The sequence below is a fragment of the Aeromonas bestiarum genome (genome assembly GCF_028751155.1).
In the GTDB taxonomy this organism is placed as follows: Bacteria; Pseudomonadota; Gammaproteobacteria; order Enterobacterales; family Aeromonadaceae; genus Aeromonas; species Aeromonas bestiarum.
Genome location: NZ_CP064746.1, coordinates 140,001 through 156,799 on the forward strand (window position 1 = coordinate 140,001; position 16,799 = coordinate 156,799).

The following is a 16,799-nucleotide window of genomic DNA, read 5'->3' on the forward strand; positions in this document are numbered from 1 at the left end:
CATAATCGGTACTGTATTTTGCGAGAAGCAAAAGCCATGCATTGAGCCCTGATGTTCAATCTATGTCTTTGACTTCTTTATGAAGTTTGCTCTTTAACAATCTGGAAAGCTGATTTAAAAAGTAGTTCTCAAACATTTGTTACAAGTGCTTTGGAAACTTCTTGGCGAAAACCAAAATTTATTTTGGTCCTTGTTGTACGACAACAAGTCGCGTCGTTTCGACGACACTTCTTGGGGTTGTATGGTTAAGTGACTAAGCGTACATGGTGGATGCCTTGGCAGTCAGAGGCGATGAAGGACGTACTAACCTGCGATAAGCTGTGAGAAGTCGGTAAGAGACGCTATTACTCACAGATTTCCGAATGGGGAAACCCACCCAGCATAAGCTGGGTATCTATTACTGAATACATAGGTAATAGAGGCGAACCGGGAGAACTGAAACATCTAAGTACCCCGAGGAAAAGAAATCAACCGAGATTCCCTCAGTAGCGGCGAGCGAACGGGGATTAGCCCTTAAGTTTCTTGGAAGTTAGTGGAATGGTCCTGGAAAGGCCAGCGATACAGGGTGATAGCCCCGTACATGAAAACGACCTTGAAGTGAAATCGAGTAGGGCGGGACACGTGACATCCTGTCTGAATATGGGGGGACCATCCTCCAAGGCTAAATACTCCTGACTGACCGATAGTGAACCAGTACCGTGAGGGAAAGGCGAAAAGAACCCCTGTGAGGGGAGTGAAATAGAACCTGAAACCGTGTACGTACAAGCAGTGGGAGCCCTTCGGGGTGACTGCGTACCTTTTGTATAATGGGTCAGCGACTTACATTTTGTAGCGAGGTTAACCGTATAGGGGAGCCGTAGGGAAACCGAGTCTTAACTGGGCGTCTAGTTGCAAGGTGTAGACCCGAAACCGGGTGATCTAGCCATGGGCAGGTTGAAGGTTGAGTAACATCAACTGGAGGACCGAACCCACTAACGTTGCAAAGTTAGGGGATGACCTGTGGCTGGGGGTGAAAGGCCAATCAAACTCGGAGATAGCTGGTTCTCCCCGAAAGCTATTTAGGTAGCGCCTCGGACGAATACTACTGGGGGTAGAGCACTGTTTGGACTAGGGGGTCATCCCGACTTACCAACTCCATGCAAACTCCGAATACCAGTAAGTAATATCCGGGAGACACACGGCGGGTGCTAACGTCCGTCGTGAAGAGGGAAACAACCCAGACCGCCGGCTAAGGTCCCAAAGTTCTGGTTAAGTGGGAAACGATGTGGGAAGGCTCAGACAGCTAGGATGTTGGCTTAGAAGCAGCCATCATTTAAAGAAAGCGTAATAGCTCACTAGTCGAGTCGGCCTGCGCGGAAGATGTAACGGGGCTCAAACCAGGCACCGAAGCCGCGGATTCACACTTATGTGTGAGTGGTAGGGGAGCGTTCTGTAAGTCTGCGAAGGTGTATCGAGAGGTATGCTGGAGATATCAGAAGTGCGAATGCTGACGTAAGTAACGATAAAGGGGGTGAAAAGCCTCCTCGCCGGAAGACCAAGGGTTCCTGTCCAACGTTAATCGGGGCAGGGTGAGTCGACCCCTAAGGTGAGGCCGAAAGGCGTAATCGATGGGAAGCAGGTTAATATTCCTGCACGACTTGTAATTGCGATGGGGGGACGGAGAAGGCTAGGTGGGCCAGGCGACGGTTGTCCTGGTGAAAGTGCGTAGGTGGTGTTTCTAGGCAAATCCGGAGACACAACACTGAGACACGAGACGAAGCCACTACGGTGGTGAAGCCATTGATGCCCTGCTTCCAGGAAAAGCCTCTAAGCTTCAGATTACAAGTCATCGTACCCCAAACCGACACAGGTGGTCGGGTAGAGAATACCAAGGCGCTTGAGAGAACTCGGGTGAAGGAACTAGGCAAAATAGAACCGTAACTTCGGGAGAAGGTTCGCTCTTGACAGTGAAGTCCCTTGCGGATGGAGCAGTTGGGAGTCGCAGTGACCAGATGGCTGGGACTGTTTATCAAAAACACAGCACTCTGCAAACACGAAAGTGGACGTATAGGGTGTGACACCTGCCCGGTGCCGGAAGGTTAATTGATGGGGTTAGCGCAAGCGAAGCTCTTGATCGAAGCCCCGGTAAACGGCGGCCGTAACTATAACGGTCCTAAGGTAGCGAAATTCCTTGTCGGGTAAGTTCCGACCTGCACGAATGGTGTAACCATGGCCATGCTGTCTCCACCCGAGACTCAGTGAAATCGAATTCGCCGTGAAGATGCGGTGTACCCGCGGCTAGACGGAAAGACCCCGTGAACCTTTACTACAGCTTGGCACTGAACATTGAACCTACATGTGTAGGATAGGTGGGAGGCTTTGAAGGCGTGACGCCAGTTGCGCTGGAGCCGTCCTTGAAATACCACCCTTGTATGTTTGATGTTCTAACGCAGGTCCCTGAATCGGGATCGCGGACAGTGCCTGGTGGGTAGTTTGACTGGGGCGGTCTCCTCCCAAAGAGTAACGGAGGAGCACGAAGGTTGGCTAATCCTGGTCGGACATCAGGAGGTTAGTGCAATGGCATAAGCCAGCTTAACTGCGAGACGGACAGGTCGAGCAGGTACGAAAGTAGGTCATAGTGATCCGGTGGTTCTGAATGGAAGGGCCATCGCTCAACGGATAAAAGGTACTCCGGGGATAACAGGCTGATACCGCCCAAGAGTTCATATCGACGGCGGTGTTTGGCACCTCGATGTCGGCTCATCACATCCTGGGGCTGAAGTCGGTCCCAAGGGTATGGCTGTTCGCCATTTAAAGTGGTACGCGAGCTGGGTTCAGAACGTCGTGAGACAGTTCGGTCCCTATCTGCCGTGGGCGTTGGATGATTGAAGGGAGTTGCTCCTAGTACGAGAGGACCGGAGTGAACGAACCTCTGGTGTTCGGGTTGTCACGCCAGTGGCACTGCCCGGTAGCTAAGTTCGGAATCGATAACCGCTGAAAGCATCTAAGCGGGAAGCGAGCCCTGAGATGAGTCATCCCTGACCCCTTGAGGGTCCTAAAGGGCCGTTGGAGACCACAACGTTGATAGGTGGGGTGTGTAAGCGCGGCGACGTGTTGAGCTAACCCATACTAATTACCCGTGAGGCTTAACCATACAACACCCAAGAAGTGTTCTGAGACTTGTAGCAAGTGCGAGACTACTTACCTAATTCAGTGATAACGACCAGGCAATAGCCAATCAGTCGTTACTCACGTCAGCTTTCCGAGATTGAAGTTATTTGCCTGGCGGCCATAGCGCCGTGGAACCACCTGATCCCATGCCGAACTCAGAAGTGAAACGCGGTAGCGCCGATGGTAGTGTGGCATTCGCCATGCGAGAGTAGGACACTGCCAGGCTTCAATTAAGCAACTACAGCGATGTGGTTGGTCGCGACACAACGTCAGGTTGTGTTGGACAGAAGATTTAGATAACGCACGCAGTGCGGTCTTTACCGGTTAGTGTGCTGATATGGCTCAGTTGGTAGAGCGCATCCTTGGTAAGGATGAGGTCCCCAGTTCGACTCTGGGTATCAGCACCAGTTTTAAGTTAGTTTTAACGCTTTTTGCCTGACGGCAATAGCGCCGTGGAACCACCTGATCCCATGCCGAACTCAGAAGTGAAACGCGGTAGCGCCGATGGTAGTGTGGCATTCGCCATGCGAGAGTAGGACACTGTCAGGCTCCTATTTAGAAGAGGCCTCCCATTCGGGAGGCCTTTTTGCTTTGGAATTTTTCCTCCCACCATGGGTTTCTTTTAGTAAAAATGCTGGGATGTCAGCACGTTGCCCGTTACTCTTGGTCTGGTATTGTCGGGAGTCATCGCCAGAGGAGTATGCATGGCCACGTTGAAGGAAATTGCGCAGGAGGCGGGGGTTTCCCAGGCGACTGTGTCACGGGTGCTCAATGAAGACCCGACGCTGAGCGTCAAGGAAGAGACCAGGCAGAAGATCTTCGAGATTGCCGAGCGGCTGGAATACAAGACCAGCACGGCTCGCAAAGGGGTGCACAAGAGCAAGCTGCACTTTCTGGCTGTCTATGCCTACCCGCAGAGCACCGAGGTCAACGACCCCTACTATCTCGCCATTCGCTATGGCATCGAGACCCAGTGTGCCCGCCTCAATATCGAGCTTACCCATTTTTACAACGGTGCCGAGGGGCGTGAGCTCTCCGCCGTCGACGGTATTCTGGTTATCGGCCATCTGCCACCTGAGCGGCTTGCCGCACTCTATTCCCTCTCTGCCCAGCTGGTGTTCGTGGACTGTCGCTCCCAGGGGGAGTTCGACTCGGTGGACGTGGATCTGGCGCTGATCAGCCAGCAGGTGGTGGATTTCTTCATTGCCCAGGGACACGGCCGCATCGGTTACATAGGTGGTCAGGATGAGGCGCCGGATCTGCGTGAGCTGGCCTTCCTCGACTACGGTCAGCGGCTGGGAGTGGTGCAGGAGAATGATCTCTATCGCGGGGACTTCTCCAGTGCCTCCGGCTATCGACTGGCGAAGGAGATGCTGGCGGGGGATTGGCCCAAGGCCTTGTTTGTTGCCTCCGACTCCATCGCCATCGGTGTGCTGCGAGCCATCCACGAGAAGGGGTTGGCCATTCCCCAGCAGATCGAGCTCATCAGCGTCAACGATATTCCGACCGCCAAATTCACCTTCCCGCCGCTCTCCACCGTGCGGATCCACTCCGAGTTGATGGGCTCCCAGGGGGTCAATCTGCTGGTAGAACGGCTTCGCGACGAACGTGAGGTCCCGCTGCGGGTACTGGTCCCCAGCCGACTGACCCTGCGTGGTACCACCCGGTAGTTTTAGTAAAACTCATTGGTTTTTAGCCGCACCATTCTGACATGGTGCGGCGACTCTCTTTATCCCGGATAGACATCTCCACTCTTAATAAATACTTAATATATTGTTATACAACAATATTATTGTTTTATCTCTTATGAGAATCAACATCCATGCCACCCAGGCAGACAAACCTCTCCTTTAGTTCCGGCTTCTGATCTCGCTCACAAATCCAGCCATCTTGTGTGATGGGGTTAAAACTTTACCGATCATTACCTGATATTTAGTAAATGTTTATCTAGAGTTTACCCAGTCAAAGTTGCCTTGTTCCGGGAGGACATGTGAATAACTGGGAAAACGTTCAATTCGTTGGTGAAAACAGGCTGGCCCCGCGCGCCTACTTCTTCTCTTATGCCGACCACGCGCTGGCGGCCACCATGCAGCGCGAGCTGAGCCGCCGCTTTCTCTCCTTGAGCGGCCAGTGGCAGTTCAACTACTTCGAGCACCCATTGCAGGTGCCGGAGGCCTTCTATCACAGCCCCATGAGCGAGTGGGGCCAGATCACAGTGCCCAACATGTGGCAGATGGAAGGGCACGGCAACCTGCAATACACGGATGAGGGCTTTCCCTTTCCCATAGACGTGCCCTTCGTGCCGAGCAACAACCCCACCGGCGCCTATCAGCGCAGCTTCGTGCTGAGCCCGGCCTGGGACGGCGAGCAGGTGATCATCAAGTTTGACGGGGTGGAGACCTACTTCGAGGTCTATGTGAACGGCCACTATGTGGGCTTCAGCAAGGGGAGCCGCCTTACCGCCGAGTTCGATATCAGCGCCTATGCCCAAACCGGCGAGAACCTGCTCTCGGTACGGGTGATGCAGTGGGCCGATTCCACCTATATCGAAGATCAGGACATGTGGTGGATGGCGGGCATCTTCCGCGACGTCTATCTGGTGGGCAAACCGGCTGCCCACGTGCAGGACTTTTTCATCCGCACCGCGCTGGCCGACGACAATCAAGGCGCCACCCTGAGCTGCGACATCCAGCTGGAAAATCTGGGGGCGTCGGCCCGTGATCACCGTCTGGTCTGGTCCCTGCTGGATCAGGGCAGCGAGATCGCCAGCGGCTCTCTCGACAATCTCGCCATCGACGGCAAGCTTGACTGTCGCTTCACGCTGGATCTGGCCAACCCCCATCTATGGAACGCCGAAGACCCTTATCTCTATCAGCTGATGCTCTCCCTCTACAACGGTCAGGGCGAACTGCTGGAAGTGATCCCGCAGCGGGTCGGGGTGCGTGAAATCAAGGTCAAAGATGGTCTGTTTTATGTCAACGGCCAGTACCTCAAGCTGCACGGGGTGAACCGCCACGACAACGACCACCTCAAGAGTCGTGCGGTCGGCATGGATAGGGTGGAGCGCGACCTGGTGCTGATGAAGCAGCACAACCTCAACTCGGTGCGCACGGCCCACTACCCGAACGACCCGCGCTTCTATGAGCTGTGCGATCAGTACGGCCTGTTCGTGATGGCGGAGACCGACGTGGAGACCCACGGCTTCGCCAACGTCGGCGATCTCAGCCGCATCACGGACGACCCTTTCTGGGAGCCGGTGTTTGTGGATCGCATCGAACGCCACGTTCACGCCCAGAAGAACCACCCCTCCATCATCATCTGGTCGCTGGGCAACGAGTCCGGCTACGGCTGCAACATCAGGGCCATGTACCAGCGCTGCAAGGCGATAGACCCGACCCGGCTGGTGCACTACGAGGAGGATCGCGATGCCGAGGTGGTGGACGTGGTCAGCACAATGTATTCGCGCGTCTCCCAGATGAACTGCTTCGGCGAGTTCCCTATGGCCAAGCCGCGCATCCTCTGCGAATACGCCCACGCCATGGGCAACGGCCCGGGTGGCCTCAGCGAATACCAGCAGGTGTTCGACCGCCATCCCCATATCCAGGGCCACTACATCTGGGAGTGGTGCGATCACGGCATTCTGGATCAGGACGAGCAGGGCCGACCCGTCTACAAGTACGGCGGTGACTACGGCGACTACCCCAACAACTACAACTTCTGTATGGATGGGCTCATCTATCCGGATCAGACCCCTGGGCCGGGCCTGCGCGAATACAAGCAGGTGATCTGCCCGGTCAAGGTGCGCGCGCTGGATCTGGCGAGTGGCAAGCTGGCGGTGGAAAACCGCTACTGGTTCTCCAATCTCGACGACATCCGCCTGCTGGTCGAAGTGAAGGCCGAGGGCGAGTTGCTGGCCAGCCAGCAAATTCGTCTGGAAGGTATTGCCCCCGGTGCCACCACAGAACTGCAGTTTGAGCTGCCCACGCTCGATGGGCGGGAAACCTTCGTCCAGCTGCGAGTCATCAAGGCCACCGCCACCCGCCATAGCGCGGCGGAGCACGAGCTGGGCCAGTACCAGTTCCAGCTGAAAGAGTCGACTCGCCAGCTGCAGCCCTTTGCCAATCCCAACGCCACGGCGCTGCAGATTGTCGACGAGCGGCTCGACTTGACCCTGAGCGGCAGCGGCTTTGCCCTGCGCTTCTCGCGCCTCGACGGCAAGCTGGTGAGCTGGCAGCAGGATGGTAATGAGCTTGTCGAACGCTCGCCACGCCTCACCTTCTTCAAGCCGATGATCGACAACCACAAGCAGGAGTACGAGAGCCTGTGGCACCCCAACCACCTGCAGATCATGCAGGAGCACTTCCGTACTCTGAGCTGGCGCCAGCTGGGGGAGGCGGTCGAGGTGACGGTGGAGAGCCTGATAGCGCCGCCAGTGTTCGACTTCGGTATGCGCTGCCGCTACGTCTACACCCTGAGCCCGAACGGTCAGCTGCACGTGGCACTGTCCGGTCAGCCCTACGGCGGTTATGACGACATCATCCCCAAGATCGGCTTCGAGCTGGGTATTCGCCAGGATCTAGACCGGGTGCACTACCTTGGCATGGGGCCGGGCGAGAACTATCAGGACAGCCGCCAGAGCAACTGGATCGACAGTTTCCAGAGCACGGTGGCCGAGATGTGGGAGCACTACCCCTTCCCGCAGGACAACGGCAACCGCCAGCAGGTGCGCTGGGCGACCCTGACCAACCGCCACGGCGCCGGTCTCTATGTGCGGCCTGATGCCCCCATCAACCTGAGCGTCTGGCCCTACAGCTGGGAGCATATCCACGCCGCCCAGCACATCAATGAGCTGGAGCCGAGCGGTTATCTCACCCTCAATCTGGATCACAAGGTGCTGGGGCTGGGCTCCAACTCCTGGGGCTCAGAGGTGCTGGACTCCTGGCGGGTGCGTTTCGAACCGTTCAGCTTCGGCCTGACCCTGCTGCCCATCGCCCGTGGCAACCTCAATCCGGCTGCGATGGCCGGGATCGATCTCACCATCAACGGCGGGAGGAACCTCGCATGATCACCCTGGACAACCTGACCCTGTTCAAAAACATCTACCGGGAGGGCAAGAAGTGGGGCCGCTGCGTGGAGGCCATCGACAACCTGCCAAACCTCAAGCCCGGCATCTGTCACTCCATCGGTGACTCCCTCACCTACCGCTTGCAGGAGGGGGCCAGCCCGGCCACCTCTCTGTTTGAGGGGCAACGCCGCTACTTCGATATCCACTACTACCTGGAAGGGGAAGAGACGGTGGAGTGGGCCGAGAAGCACGGCCTGCAGACGGAATCGGCCTATGACGACACCAGCGACCGCGAGTGGCTGGCCGGCGAGGTGCGAGAGCGCCAGAAGGTCGGCAATGGCCAGCTGGTGATCTTCGAGAACCATGAGGCCTATCGCTTCGCCGGCGATGCGCCGGTGCGCAAGCTGATCATCAAGGTCACGGTCGAAGGCGGCTACTTCAAAAACAAATAACAAGCCGCTGTTTTTGCACTGACAAAGCCGGAAGGGCGGGGTTCACCCTACAAATCATGCCCCGCCCTTTCGCAGCAATAACTACAGGTCTGGAGATGCACCATGTCTGATTCCAAACGCAATACGATAGGCAAGTTTGGTCTGCTGTCGCTCACTTTCGCGGCGGTATTCAGCTTCAACAACGTCATCAACAACAACATCGAGATCGGTCTGGCCTCGGCCCCTATGTTCTTTCTGGCCACCATTTTTTACTTCATTCCGTTTTGCCTCATCATCGCGGAATTCGTGTCACTGAATAAGAACTCCGAAGCGGGCGTCTATGCCTGGGTGAAGAGCTCCCTCGGCGGTCGCTGGGCCTTCATCTCCGCCTACACCTACTGGTTCGTGAACCTCTTCTTCTTCACCTCGCTGCTGCCGCGGGTGATCGCCTACGCCTCCTATGCCTTCCTGGGCTACGAATACATACTCACCCCGCTGGCCACCACTGGCCTGAGCATGATCCTGTTCGCCTTTGCGACCTACGTCTCCACCAATGGCGCCAAGATGCTCGGCCCCATCACCTCGGTGACCTCGTCCCTGATGCTGCTGCTCACCCTCTCCTACATCTTGCTGGCAGGGGCGGCCCTGATCGGCGGCGTGCAACCGGCCGATCCCATCACGGTAGAGGCCATGATCCCCGATTTCAGCTGGGCCTTCCTGGGGATCACCACCTGGATCTTTATGGCAGCCGGTGGCGCGGAATCGGTGGCCGTCTACGTGAATGACGTCAAGGGCGGATCCAAGTCGTTCGTGAAGGTGATCATCATCGCCGGGATCTTCATCGGCGTGCTCTACTCCATCGCCTCACTGCTGATCAACGTGTTCGTGCCGAGCGGCACCCTGAAATATACCGGCGGCTCGGTGCAGGTATTCGAAGGGCTGGCGTCCTACTTTGGTCTGCCCGCCATCTTGATGAACCGCTTCGTGGGGCTGGTCTCCTTTACCGCCATGTTCGGCTCCCTGCTGATGTGGACCGCCACCCCGGTGAAGATCTTCTTCTCCGAGATCCCGGCCGGCATCTTCGGCAAGAAGACGGTCGAGCTGAACGAGAACGGCGTGCCCGCCCGCGCTGCCTGGATCCAGTACCTGATAGTGCTGCCCCTGATGCTGATCCCGACCCTGGGCTCCAACACCGCGCAGGATCTGATGAACACCGTCATCAACATGACGGCGGCCGCCTCCATGCTGCCGCCGCTGTTCATCATGCTGGCCTACCTCAATCTGCGTCTGAAGCTGGAACACCTGCCACGGGAGTTCAAGATGGGCTCGCGCACCACGGGGATCGCCGTGGTCTCGGTGCTGATCGCCATCTTCTCGGTGGGCTTCTTGGCCTCCACCTTCCCGACCGGTGCCGACATAGTGACCATCGTCTTCTACAACGTGGGCGGGATAGTGATCTTCCTGGGCTTCGCCTGGTGGAAATACAACAGATACGAAGCCTCCCTGAGCGACGAAGCGCGCGCGAAAGAGGCCCTGCCGGCCGCTCAGGTGTCCATCCAGGCCTCCTGATCCCCAGCGCAAGCCGGCCCGAGTGGCCAAGAGAGAGAAAGCGGGTGGCGGCGGCCACCCGTGACCGGTTGAACCACAGAACAGAAGGAGAATGGAATGAGCGAGACGATCGAGTTTGCCGAATTCAAGCGGGTCGAGATGAAGGTGGGCAAGGTACTGGCGGTGGTGCGCCATCCAGGGGCCGACAAACTCTATATCGTCCAGATCGACGTGGGCGGCGAGCGGCTGCTGCAGACCGTCACCAGCCTGGTGCCCCACTACAGCGAAGATGAGCTGCTGGGCAGCCAGGTGGTGGTGCTGACCAACCTCAAGCCGACCAGGATGCGCGGCGAGCGCTCCGAGTGCATGCTGCTCTGCGCCGAGACGCCGGACGAGAGCCAGAGCGTGCTGCTGCAGCCTCGCGTGCCCATGGCGCCGGGTACCCCGATCGTCTGAGCGATCCCTGATTGAGTGCCGGTGCGGTTGGGCCGCAGCGGTTTGCCAGCGAGGTCGCTTGAGCGGCCCGACCATAACAAGAAAATCTCTGGCCGGGCCATTAGGCCTGTGCCGAACACATTCAGAGTCAAAGCGTCAGCTGGTGAAGCGGCGTTATTCCATTGGAGGACATATGTCTGATTCCGTACGCGGCACCATAGGCAAGTTTGCCCTGTTGTCGATGACCTTTGCCGCCGTGTTCAACGTGCGCAACATAGTCAACAACAACATAGAACTTGGGCTCAGTTCGGCGCCCATCTTCCTGCTGGCCACGCTGGTCTATTTCATCCCCTTCGTGTTCATCATTTCCGAGTTCGTCTCGGCCAACAAGAACTCCGAATCGGGCATGTATGACTGGCTCAAGAAGCCGCTCGGCACCCGAATGGCCTATCTGGGCTCCTTCCTCTACTGGTTCGTGAACTTGTTCTGGTTCGTCTCCCTGCTGCCCAACGTCATCGCCTACGCCTCCTACGCCATGCTGGGGTATGAATACAGCTTCTCCCCCATGGTGACCTCGATCATCTCCATAGCGCTGTTCGCGGCGGCAACCCATATCTCCACCAAGGGGGCGACCTGGCTCGGCAAGATTGCCGAACTGGTGGCCTACGGGGTGTTCGCGCTGTTCGCCATCTATGTGCTGGGTGCCCTGATGGCACTGAGTGGAGATCATGTGGCGGCCCAGCCCATCACGCTGGAAGCCATGACACCTACAGTCAACTGGGCGACGCTGGGTATCATGTGCTGGATCTTCCAGGCGGCCGGTGGCGCCGAGACGGCGGCGGCCTATCTCAATGACGTGAAAGGTGGTCAGAAGTCCTTCATCAGGGTGATCATCACGGCCGGTATCGTCATAGGTGCCATGTATGCGCTGGGTTCCCTGCTGGTGAACGTGTTCGTGCCGCGGGAAAGCCTCACCTATGCCGGCGGCATGGTGGAGATCTTCACCGGCATGGCCCAGTACTTCCAACTGTCCGAGGCGCTGGTCGGCCGCGCGGTCGGGGTTGTGCTCTTCATCGCCATGTTCGGCTCCATGATGATGTGGACCTCGGCCCCGGTGAAGATCCACTTCTCCGAGATCCCGCAGGGGGTGTACGGCGAGAAGACTACCCAGCTCAACGAGCACGGAGTGCCGGTGCGCGCCGCCTGGTGGCAGTTTGCGTTCGTGTTCGTGATGCTGGTGGTGAACGGCTTCGGCTCCGAGTCGGTGCAGCAGATGATGAACACCGCGATCAACCTCACCGCCGGTACCGCCATGCTGCCGCCCATCTTCATCATGGTGGCCTACTTCGTGTTCCGCTGGAAACACGACGACACCCCGCGGGAGTTCCGCATGGGCTCACGCACCTTCGGCATGGCCGTGGTGTCCGTGCTCATCCTCATCTTCGTGGTGAGCATGAGCGCCTCCGCCTTCCCGAGCGGGGTGGATCTGGTACGCGCCTTCTTCATCAACGTCTTCATGACGGCGGTGTTCTCGGCGCTGGCCTACTGGTGGATCTCCCGCTTCGAGAAGCGCCAGGCCCGCAAGCTTGGTGGTAATGACAAGAAAACCGGCAACGGCAAGCTGGAAGACGGCGCCAAGCTGGCCAAGCAGCGCTGAATCACAGGGCTGGCCGTCAGCCCTGGTTGTTTAATTTCCTGCACGCTGCGAGGGGCCGCTCAACTTTGCGCCTCCCGCATATAGGGGTAAGCTGGGGATTCGTTTCAACGGGAGGTGCCAGACACCTCCTGTTGTGTTTCTTGTCGTCCCTGAACCCGGCCTCTTTGATGAGGGCGGGATCTGCTTCCGATGGAGACCGCTCGTGCGTCTGGATCCCTTTACCTGTGTGCTTATTCTGGTGGTCACCCTGGCCTCCCTCTTTCCCTGCGAGGGGCAGGTTGCCGTCTGGTTCGCGTTGCTGACCAAGCTGGCGGTGGCACTGCTCTTCTTCATGCACGGCGCCAAGCTGTCGCGCCAGAACCTGCTGGCGGGGCTGGGTCACTGGCGGCTGCATCTGGTGGTGATGGCCAGCACCTTCCTGCTGTTCCCGCTGCTGGGGCTGCTGCTTACCCCGCTGGTGCCGCAATGGCTGAGCCCGGCCATCTATCTCGGTTTCCTCTATCTGTGCGCCTTGCCCGCCACAGTGCAGTCGGCCATCGCCTTCACCTCCATGGCTGGCGGCAATGTGTCGGCGGCTGTGTGCAGCGCCTCTGCCTCCAGCATCCTCGGTATCTTCCTCTCCCCCGTGCTGGTGGGGCTGATGATCAATGTACAGGGGGAGGGGGTCGACACCTGGCACTCCATCCAGGCCATCATGGTGCAACTGATGCTGCCGTTCGTGGTGGGTCATCTGTCGCGGCCCTTGATCGGCCGCTGGGTCGACAGCCATCGCCCGCTGATCGGCAAGCTGGATCAGAGTTCCATCCTGCTGGTGGTCTATGTGGCCTTCAGCGAGGCCGTGGTGCAGGGGATCTGGCATCAAGTCGGTTGGTACGATCTCGCCAGCATAGTGCTGCTGAGCTGCGTGTTGCTGGCGCTGGTGCTGGGTTGGAACGTCTGGATCAGTCGCCGGCTCGGCTTCAACAGGGCGGACGAGATCACCATAGTCTTCTGCGGCTCCAAGAAGAGTCTCGCCAATGGTGTGCCCATGGCCAACGTCATGTTCCCGGCCGCCAGCGTCGGTGTCATGGTGCTGCCGCTGATGATCTTCCACCAGATCCAGCTGATGGTCTGCACCGTGCTGGCCCGCCGCTATCACGAGCAGGGGACCTGAGCCCAGCCGGGTGCGCGCCACAATGAAAAAAAGGAGGCCGACAGGCCTCCTTTTTTATTTTCACGGCCCGTGCCGTCGCCGCTCTCTAGCGCTTACGCCAGACGGTGAGCTGGGCCAGGGTGTGCTGATACTTGCGGGCGGTTTCGCGGATCACGAAGGGCACGTCCCTGGGCGGGCAGTGCTCCTCGAACTCCTCCGCCAGCAGCCGTTGCAGCGCCTGATAGGTGCTGAGGGCCTCGCCATTTTCACGGATGCCGCCGAGCCAGTTGGCCTTTGGGGTGTAGTCGGTCAACCAGGTGTAGGGGCTGGTGAGCACCAGCAGGCCGCCGCTGCGCAGTCTGGGAGCAATGTCCCGCAGGAAGCGGGCCGGTTCGCGCAGCCGGTCGATCAGGTTGGCGGCGAGCACCAGATCGTAGTCGCCGTACCTGGGCTTGAGGTTGCAGGCATCCCCCTGGCTGAAGTGGACGCGCCCGGCCTGCTCGGCGCCGAGATCCTGGCTCGACAGCCGCGCCTCGCAATACTCCACCAGATCTCCCTCCAGTGGCACGGCATAGCGGAAGCTATCCTGGCTGGCGAGGGCGAGTGCAACGTCGATGAAGCGGGCCGAGTAGTCCACTCCGTCCACATGCTGGAAGTGACGGGCCAGTTCGAAGCTGGCGCGACCTGTGGCGCAGCCTATGTCCAGCGCCCGCTGGTGGTTGCCACACAGCTCGCTGGCCAGGTCGGCCAGGGTCTTGGCGTAGTTGGCCACGCCGAAGTGGGCCGGACCGTACTGGAAGTCGAGGTATTGTGCGACGAGCGTGTCGGTTTCATAAGGATTCACGATAACGGGTTCCTGATAGCGGGAGACCAGATAGCGGAAGCCCGCATGCTGGAAGAAGTGGCGGCGAAAGGCATAGCGGGATGACTTGAGGGCCTCGTTGCCCGTGCTTGCCCAGCTGCCGCCCTTGATGAGGGTGTGCTTGCCATCGAAGGTAGGGGTGGAGAAGTCATCGTAGAGCGGATGCACCTTGAATCCCTCGAAGCCGTCGATGGCTGTGCTGGTCCACTGCCAGACGTTGCCCACCAGATCGAAGAAGCTGCCCTGGGGGAAGGCGTCCACCGGGCAGGAGGAGGCGAAGCGGGCCAGATTGAGGTTGCCTGGTGCCTCAACCCAGTCCGGCTGATCCCCCGCCAGCTGATCGCGCAGCAGCGCCCACTCCCCCTCGCTCGGCAGCTGGATGGGCAGCCCGGTCTGGGCCGCTTTCCAGCGACAGAAGGCGGCGGCCTCCAGCTGATTGACCTCGGCGGGCCAATCCCAGGGCATGGCCACCCGCTCCGTCATCAGCCGCAGTTGCAGTTGCTCGGGTTCGCTGGGATCGCCGACCCAGAAGGTGGGCATGCGCGCCCTGGCATACTGGCACCAGCCCCAGCCCTCTTCATCCCACCACTGCTGCTGCTCATACCCCCCCGCCTGCACGAAGGCGAAATACTCGGCATTGCTGACCAGCATGCGGCTGGCCTGAAAGGGGGTGACGTCGATGTGGCGCTCGCCATATTCGTTGTCCCAGCCATAGGTAGCATCCTGCTTGCCGAGGTGCACCTGACCCCCTGCCACCGGCAGCAGGCTGTTGGCAGGCACGTCCGCCATCTGATGGCGTACCTGGGGGCAGGCGGGCCAATAGGGGCGGGGCCGTACCCAGGCCAGCGGCAGCTGGCGGATCAGCACGCTGGAGGTCTCGAGGTGGATGCGCTCGTGCTCTATCCCCATCAATATGACCCAGGCCGGGCTCTGCCAGTCGATGGGCAGGGTCAGCGGCATCCGCTCGATGAAGTCGACCACCAGGGCGCGCACCTGTGCGCGGTAGTCGCGCAGCTCGGCGACGGCGGGCCAGTCGTAGTGGGTCTCGTCGAGATCGTCCCAGCTCATCTCGTCCACCCCGATGGCGACCATGGCCTCGATGCGGGCGTCGAGGCGACTGTCGATGAGGCGGGCCGCCAGCAGCTTGTTGATGAAGAAGGCGGCCGTGTGGCCGTAGTAGAAGATCAGCGGATGGCGCAGCGGGATCGCCTTGTTGAACCAGGCGCGCTCATCGGCCAGACAATCGAACAGCGAGTCGTAGAGATCGAAGGTCTGGCAGAAGTAGGCCAGCAGCTCGCGGCGCTTCTGCTCGGGATCGCTGCCGGTCAGCAGCGGGGTGCGGGTCGGCTCGGGCAGGCCGACGGCGGTGTAAAACGAGGTGCTGACTTGGGTCACGCTCTGACTCCTTGTTGCAGTGAAGACTGACAAGACAGTGGTAAATGCATCGATGGAGAGCTCTATACGCACAAGGTATCACTATTGGCTCAACGGACTGGCGCCACAACAAAAAACTTCCACGGTTTGTCAGCATAGCGACCCTGCGGGAGGGCTGCCAACTGACCGGGATCTCCCCGTTTTGGGATGGTCATTTTTACCAAATTATGGTCTGAATGACTCTCTGTATAGTGATGATGCTGACATGGGAAAGTTAAATGATGATGAAAATCATGCGGTTGATGATTTGGCATGGGGTTTGCCATCTATGAGGACCAAACGGTCTGAAGACGGCCAGAACACAACGAGGAGAGTGGCGATGAAATGGATGATGGGCATTATGCTGGTCGTGGGGCTCAGTGGTTGCAGCTGGCTGGATGATACCCGGGTGAGCGGGGCGGGGGCCGTGATCGAGCAGCAGCACGCCATGGGTCGGCAGGTGACCAGGATACTGGCTGGTGTGCCCGCCAGTATCCATCTGGTCGCGGGTGAGGCGAGCGGTATTCATATCAAGGGACAGGAGAACCTCTTGCCCTATCTGGTGCTGACCGAGAAGGAAGACAAGCTGGAGATAGAGGTGAAGGATGGCTATCGGCTCGATCCCACTGAGCCGCTGGAGCTCACCATCACACTGCCGGTGCTCCATGAGCTGGCGCTGGCGGGCACGGGCAGCGGCGATCTGCATGGCTTCAAGGGTGACCAGCTGGTGCTGTCGGTAGCCGGCACGGGCGACATAGTCGCCAGCAAGCTGGATCTGAACCGACTGGAGGGCAACATAGCCGGCTCGGGCAGCCTGGATCTGGGTGAAGGCTCGGCCAAAGCCGTGGAGCTGAACATAGCCGGCACCGGCGATGTGCTGGGAGCGGGTCTCAGAAGCGATCAGGTCGAGATCAATATCGCCGGCAGCGGGGATGTGGAGGTGCGGGCCCGGGATCGGCTCAAGGTCGGCATCGCCGGATCCGGTTCGGTCAGCTACTGGGGTGATCCCAAGCTGGAGAGCAAGATCGCGGGCTCGGGTGACGTGACCCGCCAGGGCAGCTGATGCCGCTGGCCTCAAGCCGACAATCGAAAGCAGAAAAGAGACA

At 58.9% G+C, this 16,799-nt stretch carries 9 protein-coding genes, 2 tRNA genes and 3 rRNA genes (1 of these 14 only partly in view); 13 read left to right on the forward strand and 1 reads right to left on the reverse strand.

Annotated features, from left to right (window positions below; all coding sequences use genetic code 11):
• From IU367_RS00645 to IU367_RS00700, 12 genes are all read left to right on the forward strand, one after another.
• Positions 1 to 2, forward strand: a tRNA-Ala gene (locus IU367_RS00645) (it extends 74 nt beyond the left edge of the window).
• Between the two features lie 241 nt (positions 3 to 243).
• Positions 244 to 3,133: ribosomal RNA gene (locus IU367_RS00650) — 23S ribosomal RNA — on the forward strand.
• A 127-nt stretch (positions 3,134 to 3,260) separates the two neighbouring features.
• Positions 3,261 to 3,375 (forward strand): 5S ribosomal RNA (gene rrf / locus IU367_RS00655).
• 106 nt (positions 3,376 to 3,481) lie between these two features.
• Positions 3,482 to 3,557, forward strand: a tRNA-Thr gene (locus tag IU367_RS00660).
• A 27-nt stretch (positions 3,558 to 3,584) separates the two neighbouring features.
• Positions 3,585 to 3,699: ribosomal RNA gene (gene rrf, locus IU367_RS00665) — 5S ribosomal RNA — on the forward strand.
• Between the two features lie 155 nt (positions 3,700 to 3,854).
• Entirely contained in the window at positions 3,855 to 4,820 is a 966-nt protein-coding gene (gene ebgR / locus IU367_RS00670; protein ID WP_043554618.1) for a transcriptional regulator EbgR, read from the forward strand.
• A 320-nt stretch (positions 4,821 to 5,140) separates the two neighbouring features.
• Entirely contained in the window at positions 5,141 to 8,215 is a 3,075-nt protein-coding gene (gene ebgA, locus IU367_RS00675; protein WP_274453178.1) for a beta-galactosidase subunit alpha, read from the forward strand.
• Positions 8,212 to 8,667: a beta-galactosidase subunit beta gene (locus IU367_RS00680; RefSeq protein ID WP_098981074.1), complete on the forward strand. Its 456-nt coding sequence runs from the start codon at positions 8,212 to 8,214 to the stop codon at positions 8,665 to 8,667. The genes ebgA and IU367_RS00680 overlap by 4 nt, the downstream gene beginning before the upstream one ends.
• A 102-nt stretch (positions 8,668 to 8,769) precedes the next feature.
• The gene (locus IU367_RS00685) at positions 8,770 to 10,215 is read left to right on the forward strand and encodes an amino acid permease (RefSeq protein WP_274453179.1); all 1,446 of its coding nucleotides are present in this window, start codon (positions 8,770 to 8,772) and stop codon (positions 10,213 to 10,215) included.
• Between the two features lie 96 nt (positions 10,216 to 10,311).
• A complete protein-coding gene (locus tag IU367_RS00690) occupies positions 10,312 to 10,650 on the forward strand; it encodes a tRNA-binding protein (RefSeq protein ID WP_274453180.1) in 339 nt (112 codons plus the stop codon).
• A 172-nt stretch (positions 10,651 to 10,822) separates the two neighbouring features.
• Complete coding sequence (locus IU367_RS00695) at positions 10,823 to 12,286, forward strand: amino acid permease (RefSeq protein ID WP_274453182.1); 1,464 nt, start codon at positions 10,823 to 10,825, stop codon at positions 12,284 to 12,286.
• A gap of 202 nt (positions 12,287 to 12,488) precedes the next feature.
• Complete coding sequence (locus IU367_RS00700) at positions 12,489 to 13,439, forward strand: bile acid:sodium symporter family protein (protein ID WP_274453183.1); 951 nt, start codon at positions 12,489 to 12,491, stop codon at positions 13,437 to 13,439.
• Positions 13,440 to 13,524: 85 nt separating this feature from the next.
• On the opposite strand, the gene ovoA is transcribed toward IU367_RS00700, so the two are convergent.
• Positions 13,525 to 15,675, reverse strand: a complete 2,151-nt coding sequence (ovoA, locus tag IU367_RS00705) for a 5-histidylcysteine sulfoxide synthase (protein WP_241280472.1) — start codon at positions 15,673 to 15,675, stop codon at positions 13,525 to 13,527.
• A 358-nt stretch (positions 15,676 to 16,033) separates the two neighbouring features.
• Between ovoA and IU367_RS00710 the strand changes: the two genes are divergently transcribed.
• Entirely contained in the window at positions 16,034 to 16,756 is a 723-nt protein-coding gene (locus IU367_RS00710) for a head GIN domain-containing protein (RefSeq protein ID WP_241280473.1), read from the forward strand.
• Positions 16,757 to 16,799: the final 43 nt, after the last annotated feature.

Coding starts and splice junctions, on each gene's coding strand:
- IU367_RS00685 (WP_274453179.1), top strand. CDS start 8,770: ATGTCTGATTCCAAACGCAATACGATAGGCAAGTTTGGTCTGCTGTCG.
- IU367_RS00680 (WP_098981074.1), top strand. CDS start 8,212: ATGATCACCCTGGACAACCTGACCCTGTTCAAAAACATCTACCGGGAG.
- IU367_RS00710 (WP_241280473.1), top strand. CDS start 16,034: ATGAAATGGATGATGGGCATTATGCTGGTCGTGGGGCTCAGTGGTTGC.
- ebgR (WP_043554618.1), top strand. CDS start 3,855: ATGGCCACGTTGAAGGAAATTGCGCAGGAGGCGGGGGTTTCCCAGGCG.
- IU367_RS00695 (WP_274453182.1), top strand. CDS start 10,823: ATGTCTGATTCCGTACGCGGCACCATAGGCAAGTTTGCCCTGTTGTCG.
- IU367_RS00690 (WP_274453180.1), top strand. CDS start 10,312: ATGAGCGAGACGATCGAGTTTGCCGAATTCAAGCGGGTCGAGATGAAG.